Genomic DNA, 24,050 nt, shown 5'->3' with positions numbered 1-24,050 from the left:
TAAGAAGGTAAGCACGAGGGCGTATACTAGCGCCATAGAATACCAGAAATCATGACCAATTAACGGAGTTGTCCCATGGCGTCCCTGCAGGATCAGCTATTGAAAGCGGGCCTGGCCGATCAGAAAAAGGCCAAGGCTATACGCAATGAAAAACACAAACAGCGCAAACAGCAGCCCAAAGGTGCCGTACAGGTTAATGAGACCGAGGTCCGTGCGCGGCAGGCCCGTGAAGAAAAGGCCGAGCGGGATCGTCAGTTGAACCTCAAACGCCAGCAGGAAGCCGAGAAAAAAGCCATTCAGGCCCAAATTCGCCAACTGGTGGAAACCAACAGGCTGGATCGTAGCCGGGGCGAAACCTCATACCAATTTGTTCACGACAAAAAAATCAAGAAGCTTTACGTCGACGACACCATGGCCGACCAGCTATCCCGTGGTCGCCTGGCCATCGTAGCGGTGAATGATCAATATGAAATTGTGGCTGAAGGCGTTGCACGCAAGATTATCGAGCGTGATGCCCAGGCAGTGGTTGTGCTCCACGACCGCAAAAAAGACGATGTGGGTGACGATGATCCGTACGCAGGCTATGAAATTCCCGACGACCTGATGTGGTAAAGGTTGTTGCCCGGAAGTGCACAGCCCTGCCTGCATGAGCTATTCGTCAGGCCATCAACGCCTGACGAATAGTTCGCACGGCGGCAACCGATTCGGGGTTATCGCCATGAACACACAGGGTATCCGCTTCCAGAGTAAGCGGTTTCCCGCTAATCGTCTGGATACCCCCCCCTTCGGCAATCGCTTTTGCCTGGCTCAGAATAACGTCCCAATCCTGATGCACGGCTCCCGCAATGCTGCGAGGAACAATGTAGCCGTTTTCGTCGTATGCACGATCCGCGAAGGCTTCCAGTAATAGCTCAACGCCATACTCCGCACACAACACCTTTAACGGCTCATTGTCAGCAGTTGTCATCGCCATGAGTGCAAGCTTGCCAGTAGTCTGACCAAGCGCTCCAAGAATTGCCCTGAGCACCGCTTCATTCCGCATCATGTCGTTATAAAGTGCACCATGGGGTTTAACGTAGCTGAGCTTGCCACCCTGCGCTGCCGCTATCTGGCCCAAAGCGCCCACTTGGTAAAGCACCATGGCGTGGATTTCTTCCGGGCTACATACCATAGGGCGACGGCCAAAACCCTGAAGGTCCGGGTAAGCAGGATGAGCGCCCAGAGCCACATTATGTTGCAACGCCAAGCGAACGGTGTTGTGCATGACCAAGGGGTCACCGGCATGAAAGCCGCAGGCAATGTTTGCCTGGTCAATATAGGGCATAACCTGCTCATCCAGCCCCATCGTCCAGGCACCAAAACTCTCACCAATATCGCAATTCAACAACATGCTTATATCCAGTCATCCTTAAAAAACAAACTATTGAGCCTAACAATAGCCTGAAAAAGGAACTCATGGGAGATCTTCGGGTCGTATGCCCGCCAGTTATAAAGTTATAAACAAGGAGCGATGATGCTATCGGTTAGTTTAGGCCCGCTAAGCCTGTCTTTGGGGCATGTTCTGTTGCTTGGCGCTTTCGTGCTTGCGCTGGTTGTTGGCGCTATCAGCGGGCGAAAACACGGCGTGCCTATTGCCGGAACCCTGTCTGATATTTTTCTGGTCTCCATGGTTGCGGCGCGAGTCGGCTTTGTAATCCAGTACTTCGAGTACTATCAGGATAACCTGTGGGGCATCGTCGATATTCGGGATGGCGGCTTTCATATTGTCGCCGGCGTGCTCGGCGCCATTGCGCTGACTGCCTGGAAACTCTGGCGACACGCCAGTATCCGCAAACCACTATCGATTGCTGTAGCAACCGGGATGCTAACCTGGGGTTCCATATCCATGCTGGTCACATTGGTCGAAAGCAGCTCCAGAAGCATGCCTCAAAGTAGTTTCAGCCTGATGGACGGCACGCCGGTAACGCTTCAGGAAGTAGCAAAAGGTAAGCCCATTGTGGTGAACCTGTGGGCAACCTGGTGCCCGCCCTGCATCCGGGAGATGCCTGTACTGGAACAAGCTCAACTGGAAAACCCGGACATTACCTTTGTGTTTGTAAATCAGGGCGAATACCCTGAAACCATTACTCAGTTCATGGGCCAGCACAAACTCTCGCTGAACAATGTCCTGACTGACACCGGCGCCAGCCTTGGCCGCACAACAGGGAGCCAGGCTTTACCAACAACCCTCTTCTACGATGCTGACGGCAAGCAGGTAAATGCCCACTTGGGCGAGCTGTCGAAAGCATCCCTTGCTCACAATCTCCGAAGCTTTAGCGCGGACTGAACCTGACCTGGAGACCGACTATGCGCTTGTTAAATTTCTCTAAGAAGCGATCTCTGCTTGCAACGGCGCTGATCACCAGTGGGCTGTTAAGCCTTCCTGTGCTGGCGCAAGAGAAACTTCCTGACCCGGTTCAGCTTCTGGTTGACCGTGGCGTTACTATCGAGGCGACCTTTGAAGGCCCCGGAGGCATAACCGGTTATGTTGGCAGCATGCAGGGTGGCCCAGTTGCGTTTTATTTAACGCCAGACAAGGAACACGTAATCGTAGGCAACATGCTGGATAGTAGCGGCGAGAACCTGACGGCTCCGAAAATACAGGAATTGGTGCTGGGGCCTCAGAACGAGAAAGCCTGGGGTGAGATTGAGAAAGCCAATTGGGTGCGTGATGGCAATGCCGATGCACCGATTATTGTCTATACCTTTACCGACCCTAACTGTCCGTTCTGCCACAGATTCCGTCAAGCCGCGGAGCCCTGGATTGATGCGGGCAAGGTGCAACTCCGGCATGTAATGGTGGGCATACTGGCACAGGACAGCCTGCCCAAGGCCGCGACAATCCTGGGCTCAGACAACCCCGGTGAAGCTCTGAAGGAAAACCAGAAAAATCATGCTCAGGGTGGCGTTAAAGTAGATCGCAACATCGTCAGTGCGCATGCGAAAAAAATCAGACAGAACAACCGACTGATGTCTGACTTGGGGCTGAGTGCTACACCAAGCACCTACTACAAGGGAGCTGATGGCTCCATCCAGATGAAACAGGGTGCGCCGCGCTCCGATGAAATGGAAGCCATCATGGGCAGCCCGAAACCCTGATCCATGCAGAGATTCTGGCCCAGCGTTGCTGGGCCGTTACCCTCACAAGTATCAGGCCATACCCTCTACCACACGCACCCGTACCGGCAATCCCTGCCGAACAGATGCACCGCTGACGTTTTCCAGCCAGGTCGCTGTGCCGTCTTTGCGGGTGGGGTCCGAGAAGCCCAGATCGTTAATGTTCACACCCGCTGCAAGGTAGGGATTCCCGGCGCGCTCTTCACCATCAATGATATGGCTCGCAGCACCCAGTTCGCGATGCCCGTAGCCATGCTCAATGCCGAGTGCGCCTTCGTGCACGTTATCCCCCACCAACGCCAGCGCGAGAACCTTGCCTCCAGGGCTTTCAATACTGATGGTATCTCCGTGACTCACACCGAACTTCTCAGCATCGTTGCGGTGCAAAAGCACCGGGTTATAAGGCTTGATCATGCGCAGGCGCTCAAGGCCAATGGCGTAGGAGTTCATCAGGTTCGATTTGAACGAGAAAGCCAGCAATGGCCATTCGTTCTCGGGGTAGTGGTCTCTTAACAGAGAGCCATCCCAGAACCTTGGCGCATGGTGCGTTGGTGTCCCCACCAGTCGCTTTCCACTGTAGCTGTCAATTGCCGTGCCCACAGCCTCGTTGTAAACGCACAAGGGGCGCTTCCAGGCATGGCCGAGCTTATCCTTGTCATAGGCGCTCTCCATGGTTTCAAAACGACCACCGCGGGAGTACAGGTGAGCCACAGGGCCAACTTCATCCCCGGCTACCGTGTCTTTGATTCGACCCAGCAATGGCTCAATGCCACTGGCGTGGATGTCTTCGTCACTGGCCACCGGTAAAGGCGTTCCAGCCATGGCAATATTGGCCGCCGCGCGCAGATAAAAATCCTCGGCGCGGTTCAGACCGTGCATCTGGCCATCTGCCCCTTTGATGGAATTATCACCAAAACCCGGCAACTCAAGGCGCTTACCCAGCTCAATAAAGAAGTTATCCATGCATACAGGCTCACCCGCAGCGGTTTTAGCCTGCCGAGGCTCAACAACTGGCCAGCAAGCCGTGGTCATCCTGGTCAGCGTGCCACTCCAGGCACCGGTAAAGCCCCAAACCTCATACATAACCGAATCCGGCACTATGTAGTCTGCAAAACGGTTGGTCTCGTTAATGAAGCCGTCTACCGCCACATACAAACCAATATTCTTCGGGTCCTTCAGCCTTTCTTCCAACAAGGAGGTCAAGCCGGCCTGGCCATACATGGGGTTAGCCATAACCCCTATCATTGCTTTGATCTTGTACGGATACCCTTCCAGACCAGAGAGCAGGTGCTCAGTGAGAACCGGCGGGGCCAATGAGCGCCAGGGAGCTGTCGCCGGATATGGAGATTCACCCGCGGCCACCCGGCGCTTGTATTCACTGGTCTTTTCATAGGGGAACCGGGATCGCGACAGGAACACGCCTTTGGGCCCGACTTTCCCGGGGAAATCTTCAAGGTTGTAGCGAGGGCCAGCACCAACACCATTAAAGCTTCCGCCACCTTTGGCCACCCCACCCTTCTGGTTAAAGCTGCCAACCAGCAGGTTCAGCATATTGATGCTGTATGAGGCATAGAAGCCAGAGCCCGACATCATTCCACCATGGGTGTCTGCTGCCGCCATACGCCCAAAGCTTGTGAAGCGCTTGGCGAGATTGCGTATAACATCAGGCTCAATGCCACAGAACTCTGCGTATTCTTCGATACTGTATCGCATGGCCTCCTGGCGTAGTTTAAACAATGAACTACGCACCGTTACCGGGCCAGCGCTCGTTTCCACAGTGCGCTCAACGAACATTTGGCCGCGCGCAGCTACTTCAGAGCTTTCCAGGTTGCCCGCCATGTTCACCACAACAGGGTGATCATCGTCGGCACCTGCCTGTGCCTGGCCGATGTCACTCAGGCGCAGGAAGTAACCGGCACGGGGGTGGTTGTCGTCGTCAATCACCAAGTGCGTTGCGTTGGTGTGGCCAGGCTCGCCTGCTTTACTGGCCGCCATATTGCCGGGGAGTTCCAGATAATCTTTGGCATAGGCTTCATTCACCAGCATCCAGCGAATCAATGCCATGGCAAAGGCAGTATCGGTGCCCGGCAGGATCGACACCCAACGGTTACGGTCACTGGCGGAATGGGATGCAGCCGCAGTCAGTGCAGGGTCAACCAGTACATACTCCATGTTGCCTGTCGTACGGGCTTGCGCCAGCAAGCGGCCCTGACGCTTGAACGGATTACCCGCCTGGCTGGGCGCGGTTCCGATAAACAAGGCAAACTTTACGTTGGCGTAGTCAGGCTTCACGTGAGCGTTCTTCGCCAGATCATTCATCAGAGCGCCAGAACCCATACGGAATGCCAAACCACAGTAGGCTCCGTGATGCCCGTAGTTGCGAGTCCCGAAGGCGTTGAAGGCGAAGCGCTTGAGAAGTGCTGACCGGCCGTAATCCGTTGCCTCCATCATCAGAAGCTGATTCGACTTGGGGCCATACTCCGGGTTTTCCGGGTCCAGCGGGGTTTTTACATCGCGGATAGAGCGCAGACCTTCAACCTCGCCCTCTCCAAAAAGGTTGCCGCCAGCCACAATTTCGTCCAGCAACTGCTCAAAGGGAATGGTCTCCCACTGATTGCCACCACGGGGGCCGGTGCGCTTGAGGCACTTCAGTACACGCTGGTCGCTGGTCAGCTGAGACATGGCCGCATTACCGCGGGCGCAGGCGGTAGAACGGTTAAGCTGGCCTTGATCCTGAAAATTGCTCATTCGCTGAAAAGCTTCCAGCACCGGGGTCTGCTCATCAAGATGCTCATCAGAGGACAACGGGTGGTATGGGTTACCAGACACCCGCAATACCTTTTCCTCATTGTTATCGATGCGCACCCGCACGCCGCACTGGGTAGTGCAGCCGTAGCAGACGGTAAAGGCGATGCGCTGGTCCGGGTTCAGTGTTACCTGGCCGGTTTTTGGATCAACCGAATATTCAGGCGCCAGGCTGTTGCCGTGGAGCCGATCCGCTGTGGCCACACCAGAAGTACCGTTTACCAGACCTTTGCCCATTTTTTCCAGCGGGCCGTAGTAGCCCGCCGCGAAAGTTGCAGCACCGCCGGCAGCGGCTGCACCTTTCAGGAAATTACGACGATTCTTGTCCATTATTTTGCTCCGAAGACGTGAATCAGTGGCTGCTCGCCTGGAGGCTTTTCTTCCAGGGCACCAGAATGTCAATAATCAGCAGTGCGGCCAGCCAGAGCCCGAAGGTTCCGATAATGCCCATCAACCCGCTGGAACCAGCCTCAATGGCATAGTGGTAGTAGCCCGCCGTGTTTTTGGCCACGGTCTGCACTTCCATCAGCACCATCCAGCGAAACGTCCAGCCGATGTGCACGGCCAACAAGCCTGCTATCCAGGAGCGCCCTATCCAGCCGGGGCGCCGCAGCATAGCGATGGCACTGAGCGTAAGAGCAATACCCACCAACAAGCCGTAGATCGCGACTGCGCGCCACTCAGGGTTTCTCTGTAGCGATGCAAAGGCCTGCTCAACCGAGGGGCTAAAGCCGGTAATACCTTCAGAAATCCAAAGCGCCGCGACCAGGGCAGAGAGAATCATGGTTACAACGATCACTTTAAGACTCTGCTCGTTAACCTCCTGATCGTTACCAGTCATCAGGCGGTTAATCAGAATCACCAATCCTGCCGCTGCGACCAATCCTGTCAGCACGAACATGACTGGAAGCCAGTGGGTATTCCAGAGAGGGCGGGCTTTAACGATCGCCACTTCCGCACCGGTATAGACCATGATGCCAACAGACAGGGCGAGCGCACCAAGCCCCGCAACTACCAGCATCCAGCGAGGCGCACACCACTGGCCCAAGCTGACCCAGCCCGAGAGCTTAGCTATCCACCCTTCCCCTTGAGCCTGTACCTGCATAGCCGGCCGCCATGCGAGCCATGCATAGGCCACAACCAGTATGAGATACACGGGTAGCAACAAGCTGCCTATGGACATCCACGACCAGGGTGTGAGGTTCGCGTAGAAATGCCAAAACCGCAGCGGCTGATGCAGGTCCGCCAACAAAGCTACAGGGCCTACGAGAGTGCAACTCACAGTGACCAACAGGGCCACTTTCGCCAGCGACTCATAATTCTTCTTACCGAACAGCAAACCCGGCACCGTCAACAACAGCGCCGAGTATGAGATCGCAATCAGGAAAAAGTACTGGACTGCCCATGGGTACCAGGCAATGCCATAACGAGGTGCCAGAACCTCAATGACCGCTGAATTCATAGCCAATCTCCTCACCTTGTTGGTCACGCACATCCCAGATTGCGGGCTTGGCGTCTGGCCGGGATACGAACCGCTCGTCCATGCCCAAATAGAACACGTGTGGGGCTGTGCCCATTTCCGGCTTGAGCACCATCAACTCGTTGTAGTGCTCTTTCATCATGCGGCTGATCTGGCTGTTGGGGTCGCGTATGTCGCCGATAATACGGGCGCCGCCCACACAGGATTCCACACACGCTGGCAGAAGACCCACATCCAGGCGGTGAGCACAGAAGGTGCACTTGTCAGCGGTTTGGGTGTACTCATTGATAAACCGGGCGTCGTATGGGCAAGCCTGAACGCAGTAGGCACAGCCCACACAAGCCTCGTTGTCGACGACAACAATGCCGTCCTTGCGCTGAAAGGTTGCCTGTACAGGGCACACGGGAACACACGGCGGATTTTCACAGTGATTGCACAAGCGCGGCAGCATGAAGGTGGCAGTGTTGCCCGTTTCTTCGTGCTCCACTTCATATTGCGAGACGATGGTGCGGAAGCTACCGAGAGGCGCCTCGTTTTCAATATGGCAGGAAACCGTACAAGCCTGGCACCCAATGCACGCCCTCAGATCGATCAGCATCGCATAGCGCTTCTCCGGATCTCCCTCTCGGCGCGCAGGCTGGTCGTTAATTCCAGCAGCGGCAATGCTGCTGAGGGGCACAAGCGCTGCTCCAGCGGTCAATTTGGCAATCTGCCCTAACAGAGTGCGGCGAATTTTATCCATGAGATCTCCATCCATTAGCACTGGACGCGGATTAATAAGGTAACTAACGAAAGTCTAGCAAGGGCGGAATGGAGGAACTTGACGGTGGTCAATTGGGAGTTGTTGAGCTGTAGGGGTATTCCCATAGGTGGGAATGATTGCGGGGGCACAACGCAAAACGCCTCAGGCTGTGTGGTACACAAACTGAGGCGCTTTGATTTTAATATGGCGCGGCTGGGAGGATTAGGCGGGCCTTCGGCCCTTCCCTTGCGGGCCGCCGTCGCTTTGCTCTGGCGTTCCTCAACCTGCTTTGCAGGTTTCGGTCGAACCTCTTTCGGTTCAAATTCTCCCAGCTGCAGATAGCAAAACGCCTCAGGCTGTGTGGTACACAAACTGAGGCGCTTTGATTTTAATATGGCGCGGCTGGGAGGATTCGAACCTCCGACCGCTCGGTTCGTAGCCGAGTACTCTATCCAGCTGAGCTACAGCCGCCAATAACTTTCTATCCTGCCCGGATGGGTATGAGCCAATGGGAGGATTATTCGGGCCTTTGGCCCTCACCCCTTCGGGGCCGCCGTCGCTTCGCTCTGACGTTCCTCAGCACACTGCGTGTGCTTCGGTCGAACCTCTTTTCGGTTCAAATCCTGTCTGACTTATGAGCCTGACTCTAAAGCCGGGTTCATTCATCATCATTCTGTTAAGTGGCGCGGCTGGGAGGATTCGAACCTCCGACCGCTCGGTTCGTAGCCGAGTACTCTATCCAGCTGAGCTACAGCCGCGCATTGATCACTTTAGTTGGTTGAATGCAACTTCAACCTGTTCCGCTTTTCTTATAAAAAGAAAATGGCGGAGAGGGAGGGATTCGAACCCTCGGTACGATTGCTCGTACGGTTCCTTAGCAGGGAACTGGTTTCAGCCACTCACCCACCTCTCCTTCAGAACGGGGCGTATACTACCATAATTTTTCTGTTTTCATAGGCTTGACAAGACTTTTTTAAACCTTGTTTTACCCGAAAATGAAAAAGCCGTCAGAATTTAGCCCTGACGGCTTCTTTTTACTTCTCAGCTATTGCCCGGCTCCGGCTCATCCACGCCCTTTTCGGACTGAATACGCTGATAGATTTCTTCACGGTGCACAGCAACTTCCTTCGGGGCATTTACACCAATCCGCACCTGATTTCCTTTAACCCCAAGCACAGTAACGGTGACATCATCACCAACCATTAATGTTTCGCCAACACGGCGAGTTAAAATCAACATATCCTTTACTCCCTATCCTGAGCTACCTGTTCCGACAAGTAATGTTTTAGTTAGTTCGACTTTTATAGTGAGAACACGGGCTAACCATAAGACGCACATTCCCTTATACGGACACACGCGAGCACAAGGTCAGAAAATGAATCTCTTTTATAGGGTTTCTTCCACCCCAGGCTTATCCAACTCAAACGCACTGTGAAGCGCACGCACAGCAAGCTCAAGGTATTTCTCATCAATCACAACAGAAATCTTGATTTCCGATGTGGAGATCATCTGAATATTGATCCCTTCATTCGACAGTGCCTCAAACATTTGAGTTGCTACACCTGCATGGGAACGCATGCCAACACCAACAATACTGACCTTCGCGATCTTGGTATCGCCGCTGACACCACGGGCACCCAATTCATCCGACACACGCTGAAGGACGTCTTTAGCACGCTTGAAATCATTGCGATGAACGGTAAACGTGAAAGCTGTGCGGTTATCCTCGCCAACGTTTTGAACAATCATGTCCACGCCAATATTGGCTTCGCTTACCGGCTTCAGAATACGCAGCGCACTGCCCGGGGTATCAGGCACTCCAGAGATAGTGACTTTGGCTTCATCACGATTAAAAGCGATGCCGGAGACGACCGGTTGTTCCATGGCGTTATTATCCTCAAAAGTAATCAGGGTGCCTTCACCTTCCTCGAAGCTGGAAAGAACCCTTAACGGAACGTTGTATTTCCCTGCAAATTCTACAGCGCGAATCTGGAGAACCTTGGATCCCAGGCTCGCCATTTCCATCATTTCTTCAAATGTAATCTGTTTCAGCCGACGGGCGCTGTCTACCACTCGTGGGTCCGTTGTATAAACGCCATCCACATCGGTATAAATCTGACACTCATCCGCCTTCAGAGTAGCCGCCAGAGCCACCGCAGTGGTATCTGACCCACCTCTGCCCAAGGTAGTTATATTGCCTTCTTCATCAACACCCTGGAACCCGGCAACAACTACAACACGGCCCGCGTCCAGATCTGCGCGTATACGCTGCTCGTCGATCTGTTTTATGCGGGCCTTGGTGTGCATGCTGTCCGTCAGAATACGGACCTGCGAACCTGTATAAGAGCGAGCATCAAAGCCTCGCTTTTGCAGCGCCATGGAGAGAAGTGACATGGTTACCTGCTCCCCCGTAGAAATCAGCACATCCATTTCACGAGGCTCAGGATCTTCCATAATATCGCTGGCCAACCCAATTAACCGGTTGGTTTCGCCGCTCATGGCAGAAACTACAACAACCACGTCATGCCCCGCGTTGCGGAAGCCAATTACTTTTTCAGCCACTGCCTCTATGCGCTCGGTTGTACCCACCGAGGTGCCACCAAATTTCTGAACAAACAGAGCCATTGTCTTTCCAATATCCGAATCGAGGCCTATGGCAGGGCGGAGCACCCTGCCCGTCAATAAACAAGCGACCGGAATTATAAACCCCGATCGCTTCTGAAAAATAGTTGCTTAGGCGATATTTTTCCCAACCCACTCCGGCACCCCGGCAAGGGCTTCCCCAAGCTTAGAGGCATCGTTACCACCGCCCTGAGCCATATCGGGCCGACCGCCGCCTTTGCCGTCGACCAACGCCGCAAGGTGCTTCATCAAATCGCCCGCTTTGATGCGACCAGTTGCAGACTTTGTAACACCTGCAACCAAGGTCACTTTTCCATCTTCAACACTCGCGAGAACAACCACACCCTCTCCCAGCTTGTTTTTAAGCTGGTCTGCAGTTTCCATAAGCGTTTGGCGATCTGCACCTTCCAGCTCGGCAGCGACAACTTTCAGGCCTGCAACCTCTACTGCAGAATCTGCCAGATCGCTTCCGGCGGAACTGGCAAGCTTGGCCTTCAAGGCATCAACATCTTTTTCAAGCTGTCGATTGCGCTCAATGGTCTGTTGCACCTTGTCGATAACCGTTTCCCGGCTGCCTTTTACCAGTCGGGCCGCTTCACGCAGAGTGCGCTCTGTGTCGTCCACCCACTCAAGGGCGCCAAACCCGGTAACAGCTTCAATTCGACGAACACCCGAAGAAATGCCGCTTTCAGATGTTATACGGAACAGGCCAATGTCGCCGGTGCGAGTTACGTGGGTGCCACCACACAGCTCTACAGAATAGCTGTCAGTACCCATGCTCAGCACTCGAACCACATCACCGTACTTCTCACCAAACAACGCCATGGCGCCTTTTGCTTGCGCCTGTTCCATGTCTGTTATGTCGGTCTGTACCGCTGTGTTACTGAGAATCTGTTCGTTTACCTGGCGTTCGATTTCTTTCAATTGCTCAGGAGTAACCGCTTCAAAATGCGAGAAGTCAAAGCGCAGCTTGTCCGGATCCACAAGAGAGCCCTTCTGCCCTACATGCTCACCCAACACTTTGCGCAACGCCGCATGCAGCAAGTGCGTGGCAGAGTGGTTACGGCGAACCCGCTCACGGCGTGCGTGGTCAATACGGGCGTCTACTTCCAGTCCTTCGAACAGCTCACCCTCTATAAGAGTGCCCACATGCAGATGGTTATCGCCATCCTTGCGAGTGTCGGTCACCTTGAAGCGGCCACCGCTCCAGGTCAGCAGCCCGGTATCACCTACCTGGCCACCGGATTCAGCGTAAAACGGTGTGCGCTCCAGCACCACAATTGCTTCATCGCCGGCTTCTGCTGTTTTCTGCTCGCCGTTGACGATGACGGCACGGATACGCTCGTGACCATCAACATGCTCGTGGCCAGTGAACTCGGTTTTACCTTCAATGCTCAGGCCTGCTGCGTTGTAATCCATGCCAAACTTGCTGGCAGCTCTGGCCCGCTCACGCTGGCTTTCCATAGCTTTTTCGTAGCCCTCATAGTCCAACGTCAGGCCACGCTCACGGGCGATATCGTTGGTGAGATCCACAGGAAAGCCATAGGTGTCATACAGGGTAAAAACCGTCTGCCCGGGAATCACGTCGCCTTTCAGCTCGGCAATATCCTGCTCCAGCAGGCGCAAGCCTTTATCCAGAGTTTTTACAAACTGCTCTTCTTCCTGCAGCAGCACTCTCTCTATCTGCTTCCGGCTGCTGACAAGTTGCGGGAAGGCCTCACCCATCAACTCAACCAAAGCACCGGTTAATTTGTAGAAGAACGGGCCGGTGGCACCAAGCTTGTTGCCATGACGAGCTGCCCGACGAATAATCCGGCGAAGAACAAAGCCTCGACCTTCATTAGAAGGCATAACACCGTCGGAAATCAGGAAGGCACAGGAGCGAATATGGTCGGCAACCACACGCAGGCTGGCTTCTGTTGTCGCCGCACCGCCAAGTATGGCTGAAGCCGCTTTGAGAAGATCATCAAACAAATCGATTTCGTAGTTGCTGTGTACGCCTTGCATCACAGCTGTAACACGTTCCAGGCCCATGCCTGTATCGACGGAAGGCTTGGGCAACTTAAGCATCTCGCCATCAGCAGTGCGGTTGTACTGCATGAAAACCACGTTCCAGATCTCGATGTAGCGGTCACCATCTTCCTCCGGGCTTCCGGGGGGGCCGCCCGCTACGTCCGGGCCGTGGTCATAGAATATTTCGGTACAAGGGCCACAGGGGCCGGTATCGCCCATCTGCCAGAAGTTATCTGAAGCGTAAGGTGCGCCGCCATTGTCGCCAATGCGAACAATACGATCTACTGGCACGCCGACTTCTTTATTCCAGATGTCGTAGGCTTCGTCATCATCGGCATAAACGGTCACCCAGAGTTTCTCAGCGGGCAGGTTTAGCCACTGCTCGCCGGTCAGAAAGGTCCACGCATAATTGATGGCTTCGCGCTTGAAATAATCACCGAAGCTGAAGTTGCCCAGCATTTCGAAGAACGTATGGTGGCGCGCTGTGTAACCCACGTTCTCCAGGTCATTATGCTTGCCGCCTGCACGCACGCATTTCTGGGAGCTAGTTGCGCGAGTGTAGTCACGCTCCTCACGGCCAAGAAATACGTCCTTGAACTGGTTCATTCCCGCATTGGTAAACAGCAGTGTCGGATCGTCTGCCGGCACCAGCGAGCTGCTTGAAACAATGGAATGACCTTGCTGTTTAAAATAATCGAGAAATGCCTGTCGCAACTCTGCGGTTTTCATAGCCCGTTGATACCTTTCCAGAAATCCCACCGGGAAGCGGCGGGATCCGCGATTGAATACGAATACTTACATGCGTGTGCAAATCGGCTACTCTAGCACACGCTGAGTACAGGAAAAACGTGAAAAATCACAGGAGAGCCCATGCCCCGCCGCTTCCACGCCGCTGATGAACTGCTACCCCCAGCGACGTTTCTCAAACGATCACTCGCCATTATTTACGACGGCCTGATCGGTATTGCCGTACTTCTGGTTACCACATGGATATACACCATGATAACTGGCTGGATTACCGGCTGGGACAGCATGGAGCAGAAAGCCGAAGCGGGTCAGTTATCCGGCGACCCCGGCCTGACGTTCGTATTGTTTCTGGTGATGTACCTGTTCTTTGCGTACTTCTGGACGCGGATAGGGCAAACACTGGGCATGCAGGTATGGCGGATTCGCATCGAAAATCTGGACGGCTCCTCAGTGAGCTGGAGCCAGGCCCTTCGTAGGTATGTGAGCGCGGCAGCCGTGTTTTTTGTGGCCATTTTGGCAGGCTACTATCTGGGTTCGGCAACGCTGTTCCTGTCTGTTCCAGCCATGATAGGGCTTTTTTACCCCATTAACGGCCTGTCCATAACAGACAGATTTTCAGACAGCATGGTTGTTAGTGTTCCCCATAAAGCCAAGGCTGGCTGAACCGGTATGCCGGGTAGCTATCCTGCCCGGCGCATCAACACACCACCAAACACCGCACTGATCCCAATTGGCACAATCACCGCAAGAACCGGGCTAAACCCGTAAACAAGGCTCATGGGGCCCAAAAGGTCCTGCATATACTTGAACAGCAGCCCTACGAGTAGCCCGGTAAACACCCGAAACCCCATAGTAACTGAGCGCAGTGGCCCAAAGATAAAGGAAATCGCCACCAGCACCATCACGCCTGTGCCCAGCGGCATCAGAGCCTTCTTCCAGAAGGCCAACCAGTATGGAGAGCCATTTAGCTCCTGGTCGCCAAGGTAGTTTGCGTAGGTATACAAGCCAGTCATTGAAAGGTTTTCCGGCTTAACAATCAGCACACTCAATACACTTGGGGACAGGCCAGTGTCCCAACGCAGGCTCTTATGATCTACCCGCCTGGTGGATTCACCCTCAAGGCGCGTGGTCGTGGAGTTCTCCAGCAGCCAGTGGTCGCCCTGATAAATTGCCCGCTCCGAGAAACTGGCTGCTATCAGTTGCCGTTGATCGTCGAATCGAAACAAAGAAACACCGTGCAACACACCGTTTGGCTGCACAGCATTGAGGTGCATAAAAACATTGCCCTCCCGGTGCCATACCCCGTGGGCAGCAGCCACACTCTGGCCCGCACCAAGAGCAACCGCCTTATGACTCTGGGCAGCACGCTCCGCAGGAGGCGCCAAATACTCACCGATAAGAACACCCGCCAGAACGATCACCAATGCAGGTTTCATTGCAGACCAGACAACCCGCTTTATAGAAACCCCGGCCGCGCGAATCACTGTAAGTTCGGAAGAGCTGGCCATGCCACCCAGTCCAATCAAACAGCCCATAAAAGCCCCAAGAGGCAGGTAGTCGTATACCCGGCGCGGCAAGGTAAGGGCTACAAACCAGAGTGCATCCAGAATCTGGTAGTTGTTACGGGTATCATCCAGCTCGGCAACAAAGGCAAAAATCAGATCGAGGGACAGCACCACAAGCATCACCAGCAGCATGGCACCGCCCACATTGCGCATCACATAGTGATCAATCTTACGCATTGACCACTCCCTCCCGCTTCAGCTTTCTCTTATAAAGCCAGGCCGGACCAAAATGCAGCCAAAGACCAAGCGCAAGGAAGATGGCGTGTACCCAGAGCATGCCCAACCATTCAGGCACCTTGCCATCTGCCATGGCATCCCGGGCGACAATCAGCAAACCAAGATAGGCAACGTACACAAGCATGGCAGGCAATAGATGGAAAAATCGCCCTTGTCGCGGATTAACCCGGCTCAACCGGACTGCCAGCAGTGTCACTATTGGGACAATCAGCGGTAACGAAAAGCGCCAGTGCAACAATGCGCGGTCGCGGGGATCGTCCGATCGCATCAACTGGCCGGTAGTAACCCCCTCATCCAAAACCACATCACCACTACTACCGCTGCGAATCTTCAGACCGTAGGCTTCAAAACTTGTAATCTGGTAATCCAGCTTTCCGGGCGTCCCATCATAACGCGCACCGTTTTCGAGAATAAGAAAGCGGCTACCGGTTTCTTCATCAATCAACTGGGAGCCGGAATCGGCGGTAATTACGTTTACACCGGTTCCGTCTTGCCCGTACTCGGCAATAAACACACCCTGAAGTTGGCGTTTGTCATCACTGAGAGCTTCGGTGTAGGTAACGCGGCCGCCCGACGAAAGCTTCTGGAAGCGCCCCGGCGCCAGCAGATCGAATTCTGTTGCCTTGGCCTGCTCTGCAAAAATCTCTTCAACCTGCTGCATTCCCCATGGTGAAACCACCAGGCTCATGCTTCCGACAATCAACATGACGGCAAGGCTGCCCACCAGGGTTTTTGACAACAACTGACCGTCGCTTACACCACAGGCGGAAAGCACGGTCATTTCACTTTCAAGATACATACGGCCATAGGCCAGCAGTATGCCAATGAACAGCCCCAACGGCAGGATAAGCTCAAGAAACCCGGGAAAGCGATACGCCATAATTTCAAACAGCACGCCGGGTGCAATCTTGCCTTCCGCGGCACCGGCCAAGTATTTGAGAAAGCGCCCACTCATAAACACCAGCAGAAGAATGCCTGAGACGGCAACCATGCTGACCATAACCTGACGTATGAGATAGCGGAAAATAATGCTCAAAACGGTTTCTCTGCCCGTGTAAACCGGAACATGGAGGAATGAGGAAACTGCGAGTATTCTATGTAACCTTGGGGCTGAATAACAGTGTAGCCCGCCTAACTTGATAATCCGCCTCCAAACCCCAATGCTTGGTGGTACAGGATCAAATCATTCTCGCCGCTCACAATTGCGGCTTTCCCCGGATAACTATAGGAGTTTCCATGAACTTCAGCCTGAACAGCAATGCCATTGCGAGCACCAAAGCCGACTGCCTGGTCGTCGCCCTTCCGGAACAGGGCGACTGGCCAGCCTCCACCACTGGGGCAGACAGCGCACTTGGCGGGCTGATCACCAAACTCCAGAAAGCCGGTGACATCAATGGCAAAAACGCTGAAACAAGCCTGATTCCACTTAACGACCAGCCTTGGGATCGGTTGCTTGTTGTTGGTACAGGCAAGGACACCGAGCGCACTGGCGCAAACTTCCGAAAGGCACTGGCGGCCATGACAAGTGCCCTGAAGGATGGTCCTTCAAAGAGTGTGCTGATCAGCTTGACCGATACCGCCCTGACTGGCAATGACAGCCTTAGCTCCGAACTGGCAAAGCTGAGCCTGATCGGCCGTACTCTGGAAGATCAGCTCTACAGCTTCAGCGAGTTCAAGAGCGAAAAGCCTTCAGCGCGCAAGCTCAACAAAGTTCTGGTCGCCACTTCTGATGCCGGAAAAGCACAAAAAGAAGCGTTTAACCTGGGCTTGGCAACCGGTCGCGGCATGAATCTGGCCCGCGATCTGGGCAACATGCCACCGAACATCTGCCACCCCTCATGGCTGGCAGAGCGAGCCAACAAACTGGCCACTGAACACGACTGCATCAAGACCGAAGTGCTTGATGAAAAGCAAATGAAAAAGCTCGGCATGAACTCCCTTCTTGCCGTTGGTCAGGGCAGTGCCCAACCACCACGCCTGATCATCATGGAATACCGTGGTGGTAATGCTAAAGACAAGCCTTATGTTCTGGTAGGCAAAGGCATTACTTTCGACACAGGCGGCATCAGCCTCAAGCCCGGCGCTGGCATGGATGAAATGAAATACGATATGGGCGGTTCAGCTGCCGTATTCGGAGCCATGCAAGTACTCGCAGAGACCAAGCCGAAAATTAACGTGGTTGCGGTTATCGCTGCTGCTGAAAACATGCCCGACGGTAATGCCAGCCGCCCTGGCGATATTGTCACCACCATGTCTGGCCAAACGGTTGAAATCCTCAACACAGATGCTGAAGGCCGCCTGGTTTTGTGCGACGCCCTCACCTATGTGAAGAAATTTGATCCGGAAGTGGTTATCGACCTGGCAACGCTTACCGGCGCCTGCATCATTGCCCTTGGCCACGAGACAACAGGCCTGATGGCCAACAATGACGAGCTGGCAAACGAACTGCTGGCTGCGGGTGAACGTGCCAACGACAAGGCTTGGCGCCTGCCCATTTGGGAGGAGTACCAGACCCTGCTGGACAGTAACTTTGCAGACATGGCCAACATCGGCGGCCGCACTGCGGGTACCATCACTGCCGCCTGCTTCCTGGCTCGCTTCACCAAGGAATACCGCTGGGCGCATCTGGACATCGCCGGAACTGCATGGCATTCGGGTAAAGCCAAGGGTTCCTCTGGCCGCCCGGTTCCCCTGCTGGTCGACTACCTGATGTCCCACGCTGGAAAATAATGGAAAGTAATTTGCTCTCACAAGCCGGCAGCCCTGCTGCCGGCAACTCTCGGACTGCGTCTGCTCTGGAGGATAAAAACCAGCGTTACTGGTTTCATATTCTCCTCCAAGACACTCCCGCCGCCCGTAACCTGCACGCCACCAAGCTTGTAAGCAAAGCCTGGCAGCAAGGCGACCGGGTGTGCATCGTGTGCGACTCCCAGCAGCAAGCTGATGAACTGGACAAACTAATCTGGAACTTCAGCCCGGATGCATTCATCCCGCACAGCGTCATACCCGATGCTGCCACACCCTGTACTGATCCTGTTGGAATACTATTGTGCCCGCCAATTGCAGAGGACTGGGATACCGTAATCATCCTCTCCCAGACCCTTCCGGCAAACGCGGACCAATTCAAACGCCTCGCCCTGGTGGCCCATAGCGACCCTGTCGTTCTCAACCAGGCTCGATCACATTTCAGGCAGTTGCGCGCTTTAGGTATCGAGGCCCAAGTGTATGATCAACGATCGCGATCGTGATCGTGATCATACACTGCCGGGCAGCGCTGAATTAGAGCTTCCAGAGTGCGAATGCGACGTGATTAACGACAGCTCGCCGGCAAATGCTTTTCGTTCACATTCTGGCCGTAACAGGTCCAACTGATCTCGCCCTCATCGACGGCAGGTTCAAGCACGATATATTTGGACTCGCCGGAATCATCCACGCCCATTTCGACCCCGATCATGCCGTCGTCATATACATCAATTGAATAGTTCTGCACGTCATTTTCCAGGATTAACTCCGGGTACCCCAGTTCTTGCATGGTTACCGGCCAAGCCTGGTTCTCAGTGGCGTAGGAAGTGACTCGAGCCTGTACCTCCTGAGCCATGGAGTATGCAGCCGAATAACGTGCCCTTTCGACATACTGCTGGTAAGCAGGAATTGCCAGCGCAGCCAGCACACCGATGATCGCGACAGTCACCAGCAGGGATGCAGCTCCGCCCGCACCACCACCCACCCGGGGCACAAACATCGATAACACCCAGGCCCCAAGGCTGCGACGAGGATGCTTTACCTCCCTGCCCTGTGCCAGTGCCAAGGCGGTCGCCATGCGTTTGGTCAGCCACGGATAGTCGCCGGTCAGTTCGTTGAACGACATCCAGAACCCACTGGTTGCCTGAATCTGACTGAGGTATGCATCCACATTGATGGTCTTCCAACGGGTATCCCCTGCAGCAATGGCTGCTATGGCGGACTTGATATCCTCTGAAGACTGGCAACAGGCAACGCCGTAGCGATCACAGGTGTATTCCTCTGCGCGGCGCAGAGCCGGGCCAACCACCGGCAACAGCGAGCCCGGCATGACAAACGCGCGCCAGGAAAGATGCTTGCGGTGTATGTGGCCAAGTTCATGGCCAATATAGAAATCGACTGCGCCCGGCTGGTCTTCCAGGGCGTCAATGACATCGGTAAACAGCACCACGAAATGACGACCGAGAAATTTGGTGGCCAGCGCATTAAAAAAATCGGTACGAAGCAGGTATGCCTCAGGCAACTCTGTGACGCCAACTTTTTCAGAACAACGAACCATCCGTTCATATAGATCCGGATACTGATCCTGGCTTATGCGCACACCCGAGCCTTTCAGGTGGGAGATAAATGCCGAATGCGCAAACAGAAAAAACACATAGCCCAAAAGCAAGTACAACAACAAAATCCCGAACGTCCCGACAAACAACGCAAGCCAGATAACCGCTGAAAACACGACCGCTATCCTGAGCAACGGCTTCTCGTTCTTGTAAACCAAATCCATGGTATTCCCTCGTTAAGATGCTTACAGAGTGACCGGCGAGTGCACAGCGCAAGACCTGAGCCAGCTATGACTGAGTTTTATTGCAGCGCACCCACGCAGCAAAGCCGGCGATTATAGAGAAAAATATCGAACATCTTCCACGACTACATGTCGATTTCGCAGGCTCGGAGGTGGGACACGCCTGCCAAAGCCGAGCTCCATGGCTCGAAGGCAAGCGACCATGTATAATCCAGCGTTTCAATTTCCCCTTGTGAATCAATCAAACGGTCGCCAGAAAAACCCATGGAAAAAACCTACCAGCCAGAAAACATTGAGCGCCAGTGGTACGAAAACTGGGAATCCAAAGGCTACTTCCGCCCCAGCGGCGAAGGTCAGGCATACAGCATTGCGATTCCGCCACCCAATGTGACCGGCAGCCTGCACATGGGCCATGCCTTCCAGCACACCATCATGGACACCCTCACTCGCTACAAGCGCATGCAGGGCCACAACACCCTGTGGCAAGTGGGCAGTGACCACGCAGGTATCGCCACGCAAATGGTGGTTGAGCGCAAGCTGGCGGCGGAAGAGGGCAAAACCCGCCACGACCTTGGCCGGGAAGACTTCATCAAGCGCATCTGGGAATGGAAGGAAGAATCTGGCGGCACTATTACCGGCCAGATGCGCCGGTTAGGTAACTCCGTTGATTGGGATACCGAACGCTTCACCATGGACGACGGCTTTTACAAAGCCGTACAGGAAGTATTTATTCGCCTGTACGAAGACGGCCTGGTATACCGCGGCAAACGATTGGTGAACTGGGACCCGAAGCTGCACACCGCTATTTCCGACCTGGAAGTTGAGAACAAGGAAGAGAAAGGCTTTTTCTGGCATCTGCGCTACCCACTGGCCGACGGCGCCACCACTCAGGATGGCAAAGACTATCTGGTCGTCGCCACTACCCGCCCGGAAACCATGCTGGGAGATACAGCCGTAGCCGTTCATCCGGACGACGAGCGTTACCAGCACCTGATTGGCAAATTCGTGATGCTGCCACTGGTAAACCGCCGCATACCGGTGATTGCCGACCACCACGCCGACCCCGAGAAAGGTTCCGGCTGCGTGAAGATTACGCCAGCACACGACTTTAACGACTATGCCGTAGGCAAACGCAACAACCTGCCGATGATGAACGTGCTGACTCAGGATGCGGACATCCGTGAGCAGGCAGAAGTATTCAACAGTGACGGCACAGAGAACACCGAACTCGACGCCAGCCTGCCCGCCGCCTACGCCGGCCTGACCCGGGAAGACGCCCGCAAGCAGATCGTAGCCGATATGGAAGCCGCCGGCCTGGTTCAGAAAATCGAAGACCACGTACTGAGCGTTCCCCGTGGCGACCGCTCCGGACTGGTTATTGAGCCGATGCTGACCGACCAGTGGTTTGCCGATGCGAAAAAACTGGCCGAGCCTGCCATTGAGGCGGTCGAAGACGGTCGCATTCAGTTTGTGCCAAAGCAATACGAGAACATGTACTTCTCCTGGATGCGCGACATTCAGGATTGGTGCATTTCCCGCCAGCTCTGGTGGGGCCACCGCATTCCAGCCTGGTACGACGCCGAAGGCAATATTTATGTAGGTCGCAGTGAAGATGAGGTACGCCAGAAGCACAACCTGGCAGCCGACTTCGCCCTAAAGCAGGACGACGATGTTCTGGACACCTGGTTCAGCTCTGCCCTGTGGACCTTCGGCACTCTGGGCTGGCCGGAAATCACTGAGCGCCTGAAGACCTTCCACCCTACCGATGTACTGGTGACCGGTTTTGACATCATCTTCTTCTGGGTCGCCCGGATGATCATGATGACCATGCACTTCATGAAAAATGAAGACGGCACCCCGCAGGTTCCCTTCAAAACCGTTTATGTGACCGGTCTGATCCGCGACGAGCACGGCGACAAGATGTCCAAATCCAAGGGCAACGTCATTGACCCGCTGGACATGATTGACGGCATTGATCTTGCCCCACTGCTGGAAAAGCGCACCGGCAACATGATGCAACCCAAGCTGGCGAAGAAAATTGCCAAGCAGACTGAAAAGGAATTCCCGGAAGGTATTTCTGCCCACGGTACCGATGCCCTGCGCTTCACTCTGGCAGCCATGGCCACTACCGGTCGTGACATCAACTGGGATATGAAGCGACTGGAAGGTTACCGTAACTTTTGCAACAAGCTGTGGAACGCTGCCCGTTACGTGTTAATGAACGTGGAAGGCGAAGACTGCGGCGTAAATGGTGAGCCGGTAGAACTGTCTCTGGCGGATCGCTGGATTATCAGTGCCCTGCAGCAGTGCGAGCAGGACGTGACCCGCCATCTGGATCAGTACCGTTTCGATCTGGCCTCTCACGCTCTGTATGAGTTCATCTGGAACGAATACTGCGACTGGTACCTGGAGCTTTCCAAGCCTTGCCTGAGCGACGACACCGGCAGTGTTGAGGCGAAGCGCGGCACACGCCGCACCCTGGTTCGCGTGCTGGAAACCGTTCTGCGTCTGGCGCACCCGATCATGCCGTTTATCACGGAAGAAATCTGGCAGCGCATTGCACCGCTGGCTGGAAAATCCGGTGACAGCATCATGTTGCAGCCATTCCCGCAGGTGGACGCCAGCAAGCACGATGCTAAAGCCGTCGAAGACATTGAATGGCTGAAGGGTGTAATTGTGGCGGTGCGCAATATTCGCGGCGAGATGAATATTTCCCCGGCGAAGAAGATTCCGGTTCTGTTCCGTGGCAACAGCGCCGAAGGTCAACGTCGGATGAATGAGAATCGCCAGTTCTTGAGTTCTTTGGCCAAGCTGGAAAGTCTTGAATGGTTTGAAGGCGATAAAGCACCCATGAGTGCCACTCAGTTGGTTGGCGATATGGAAGTGTTGGTGCCTATGGCTGGGCTGATCGATAAGGATGCGGAGCTGAAGCGTCTGGATAAGGAGCTTGAGCGTTTGCAGAAGGAGATTGGACGCCTTGAGGGTAAGCTGAACAATGAGAAGTTTACTGCGAAGGCGCCTGCGGAAGTGGTTGCCAAGGAGCAGGAGAAGCTGGCTGAGGTTCAGGGTAATCTGGGCCGATTGCAGCAGCAGCGTGCAGATATTGAGGCCATGTAGGCATGGTGTCTGCGGGTAAGCGTTCCGGGGGTGGCGGGGTGATCGCCATTCTTGGAGCGGGTTCTTTGGGGCGGCTTTGGGCCGCCCTTTTGCCTTCTGCTCTTTGTGGTTTCTTGCCTCGGCCTGAGCACGCTTATCGGCTTGGGAGAAGCGTAAGCCTTCAGGCGGGGCTTTCCGAAACACGCTGTGAATACGTCCTTGTACGCTCTGTTCCGCCATCCATGGCTCCACAAGGTTTCGGAAAGCCCCGCCTGACGGCTTCGCCGGACTCTGGTGAAGCCCGCGACAAAGTTAGCCTTCCATGGATTCAGTCCCCTGAGAACGTGGGGCTTCTGCTTGTGACAACGAAAGCCGGAGATACGTTTTCGGCGCTAGAAGAGTGGCTCCCTCGTTTTCCGGAAAACACGCCGGTTGTTTTGTTTCAGAACGGTTTGGGTAGCCAACAGGAAGTGGCCGAACGCTGGCCGGAGCGGCCGATTTTGGCGGCCAGCACTACCGAAGGCGCGAACCGCCCTTCCCCTGAAGTACTGGTTCACGCCGGAGCAGGAGATACCTGGGTGGGCGCGCTTACGGCTAGTGCCGCTGACCACACCGCGAGTGTTGTTCAGCAACTAGCTGAAACCGGCTTGCGGGTTCATGCTGAGGAGAACATTCTGCAGCGGCTTTGGCAGAAGCTGATAGTGAATGCCGGGATAAATCCGTTTACAGCCCTGCTCGACTGCCCTAACGGAGACATTCTGAACTCACCTCTTTATCAGCAGAACATTGATGAGCTTTGCTCGGAGATATCTGTTTTGTTGGAAGCTGAGACCTCAGAAGCCATTGCGCCGGAGGTTCTTCGGGAGCGTATAGAAACTGTGGCGAGAAACACCGCCAGCAATACGTCTTCCATGCGCGCGGATGTTTTAGCGGGTCGTAAAACAGAGATTGACTATATCAACGGCTATCTAGTGCAATGCGGAAGGTGCCATAGCATTGCCACGCCGGTAAACCAAATGCTGACCGAACGAGTACAAGGTCTATAAG

Annotated in this window: 18 protein-coding genes and 3 tRNA genes; 8 read left to right on the top strand and 13 right to left on the bottom strand. The window is 54.6% G+C overall.

All coding sequences use genetic code 11. The features are described 5' to 3' along the window. The first annotated feature begins 75 nt into the window (after positions 1 to 75). Entirely contained in the window at positions 76 to 612 is a 537-nt protein-coding gene (locus FFI61_RS13300) for a DUF2058 domain-containing protein (protein WP_200204319.1), read from the top strand. A 46-nt stretch (positions 613 to 658) separates the two neighbouring features. Here FFI61_RS13300 and FFI61_RS13295 read toward each other — a convergent pair whose 3' ends face one another. Beyond that, a complete protein-coding gene (locus tag FFI61_RS13295) occupies positions 659 to 1,390 on the bottom strand; it encodes a 5-oxoprolinase subunit PxpA (RefSeq protein WP_200371053.1) in 732 nt (243 codons plus the stop codon). 123 nt (positions 1,391 to 1,513) lie between these two features. Here FFI61_RS13295 and FFI61_RS13290 point away from each other — a divergent pair, with 123 nt between their 5' ends. Both FFI61_RS13290 and dsbG read left to right on the top strand, forming a co-directional pair. Then, positions 1,514 to 2,326, top strand: coding sequence for a TlpA disulfide reductase family protein (locus FFI61_RS13290; protein WP_200371052.1), 813 nt, complete (start codon positions 1,514 to 1,516; stop codon positions 2,324 to 2,326). A gap of 20 nt (positions 2,327 to 2,346) precedes the next feature. Then, entirely contained in the window at positions 2,347 to 3,138 is a 792-nt protein-coding gene (gene dsbG / locus FFI61_RS13285) for a thiol:disulfide interchange protein DsbG (protein WP_200204313.1), read from the top strand. 51 nt (positions 3,139 to 3,189) lie between these two features. Here dsbG and FFI61_RS13280 read toward each other — a convergent pair whose 3' ends face one another. From FFI61_RS13280 to alaS, 9 genes are all read right to left on the bottom strand, one after another. Next, entirely contained in the window at positions 3,190 to 6,291 is a 3,102-nt protein-coding gene (locus FFI61_RS13280) for a molybdopterin dinucleotide binding domain-containing protein (RefSeq protein WP_200371050.1), read from the bottom strand. 22 nt (positions 6,292 to 6,313) lie between these two features. Further along, the gene (gene nrfD, locus FFI61_RS13275; protein WP_200371048.1) at positions 6,314 to 7,423 is read right to left on the bottom strand and encodes an NrfD/PsrC family molybdoenzyme membrane anchor subunit; all 1,110 of its coding nucleotides are present in this window, start codon (positions 7,421 to 7,423) and stop codon (positions 6,314 to 6,316) included. Continuing rightward, positions 7,404 to 8,183 carry a sulfate reduction electron transfer complex DsrMKJOP subunit DsrO gene (dsrO, locus tag FFI61_RS13270; protein WP_200371045.1) on the bottom strand — a complete coding sequence of 260 codons (780 nt, stop codon included), beginning with the start codon at positions 8,181 to 8,183 and terminating at the stop codon, positions 7,404 to 7,406. Before dsrO ends, nrfD begins: the two co-directional genes overlap by 20 nt. Positions 8,184 to 8,577: 394 nt before the next feature. Next, a tRNA-Arg gene (locus FFI61_RS13265) sits at positions 8,578 to 8,654 on the bottom strand. Positions 8,655 to 8,864: 210 nt separating this feature from the next. Then, positions 8,865 to 8,941, bottom strand: a tRNA-Arg gene (locus FFI61_RS13260). Between the two features lie 65 nt (positions 8,942 to 9,006). Next, positions 9,007 to 9,096, bottom strand: a tRNA-Ser gene (locus FFI61_RS13255). 128 nt (positions 9,097 to 9,224) lie between these two features. Continuing rightward, positions 9,225 to 9,422 (bottom strand): carbon storage regulator CsrA, encoded by a 198-nt coding sequence (gene csrA, locus FFI61_RS13250; protein ID WP_144780424.1) that lies wholly within the window; start codon positions 9,420 to 9,422, stop codon positions 9,225 to 9,227. 147 nt (positions 9,423 to 9,569) lie between these two features. Then, complete coding sequence (locus FFI61_RS13245) at positions 9,570 to 10,808, bottom strand: aspartate kinase (protein ID WP_200204305.1); 1,239 nt, start codon at positions 10,806 to 10,808, stop codon at positions 9,570 to 9,572. Between the two features lie 108 nt (positions 10,809 to 10,916). Further along, the gene (alaS, locus tag FFI61_RS13240; protein WP_200371044.1) at positions 10,917 to 13,547 is read right to left on the bottom strand and encodes an alanine--tRNA ligase; all 2,631 of its coding nucleotides are present in this window, start codon (positions 13,545 to 13,547) and stop codon (positions 10,917 to 10,919) included. 141 nt (positions 13,548 to 13,688) lie between these two features. Between alaS and FFI61_RS13235 the strand changes: the two genes are divergently transcribed. Continuing rightward, positions 13,689 to 14,228, top strand: a complete 540-nt coding sequence (locus FFI61_RS13235) for an RDD family protein (RefSeq protein ID WP_200371043.1) — start codon at positions 13,689 to 13,691, stop codon at positions 14,226 to 14,228. A gap of 17 nt (positions 14,229 to 14,245) precedes the next feature. Here the strand turns inward: FFI61_RS13235 and lptG are convergent, their stop codons facing one another. Both lptG and lptF read right to left on the bottom strand, forming a co-directional pair. Then, positions 14,246 to 15,307 carry an LPS export ABC transporter permease LptG gene (lptG, locus tag FFI61_RS13230; RefSeq protein ID WP_200371042.1) on the bottom strand — a complete coding sequence of 354 codons (1,062 nt, stop codon included), beginning with the start codon at positions 15,305 to 15,307 and terminating at the stop codon, positions 14,246 to 14,248. Beyond that, positions 15,300 to 16,403, bottom strand: a complete 1,104-nt coding sequence (gene lptF / locus FFI61_RS13225; protein WP_200371041.1) for an LPS export ABC transporter permease LptF — start codon at positions 16,401 to 16,403, stop codon at positions 15,300 to 15,302. Before lptF ends, lptG begins: the two co-directional genes overlap by 8 nt. A gap of 200 nt (positions 16,404 to 16,603) precedes the next feature. Between lptF and FFI61_RS13220 the strand changes: the two genes are divergently transcribed. Then, positions 16,604 to 18,097 carry a leucyl aminopeptidase gene (locus tag FFI61_RS13220; RefSeq protein WP_200371039.1) on the top strand — a complete coding sequence of 498 codons (1,494 nt, stop codon included), beginning with the start codon at positions 16,604 to 16,606 and terminating at the stop codon, positions 18,095 to 18,097. Continuing rightward, positions 18,097 to 18,615, top strand: coding sequence for a DNA polymerase III subunit chi (locus FFI61_RS13215; protein WP_200371037.1), 519 nt, complete (start codon positions 18,097 to 18,099; stop codon positions 18,613 to 18,615). The genes FFI61_RS13220 and FFI61_RS13215 overlap by 1 nt, the downstream gene beginning before the upstream one ends. A gap of 62 nt (positions 18,616 to 18,677) precedes the next feature. Here the strand turns inward: FFI61_RS13215 and FFI61_RS13210 are convergent, their stop codons facing one another. After that, complete coding sequence (locus FFI61_RS13210; protein ID WP_200371035.1) at positions 18,678 to 19,889, bottom strand: pilin; 1,212 nt, start codon at positions 19,887 to 19,889, stop codon at positions 18,678 to 18,680. A gap of 282 nt (positions 19,890 to 20,171) precedes the next feature. Here FFI61_RS13210 and FFI61_RS13205 point away from each other — a divergent pair, with 282 nt between their 5' ends. Further along, a complete protein-coding gene (locus tag FFI61_RS13205) occupies positions 20,172 to 23,024 on the top strand; it encodes a valine--tRNA ligase (protein ID WP_200371033.1) in 2,853 nt (950 codons plus the stop codon). A 2-nt stretch (positions 23,025 to 23,026) separates the two neighbouring features. Then, entirely contained in the window at positions 23,027 to 24,049 is a 1,023-nt protein-coding gene (locus tag FFI61_RS13200; protein WP_200371032.1) for a ketopantoate reductase family protein, read from the top strand. Position 24,050: the final 1 nt, after the last annotated feature.

It is taken from the genome of Marinobacter sp. DY40_1A1 (assembly GCF_016597815.1).
GTDB lineage: Bacteria > Pseudomonadota > Gammaproteobacteria > Pseudomonadales > Oleiphilaceae > Marinobacter > Marinobacter xiaoshiensis.
This window is presented reverse-complemented; position numbering and strand designations above follow the sequence as displayed.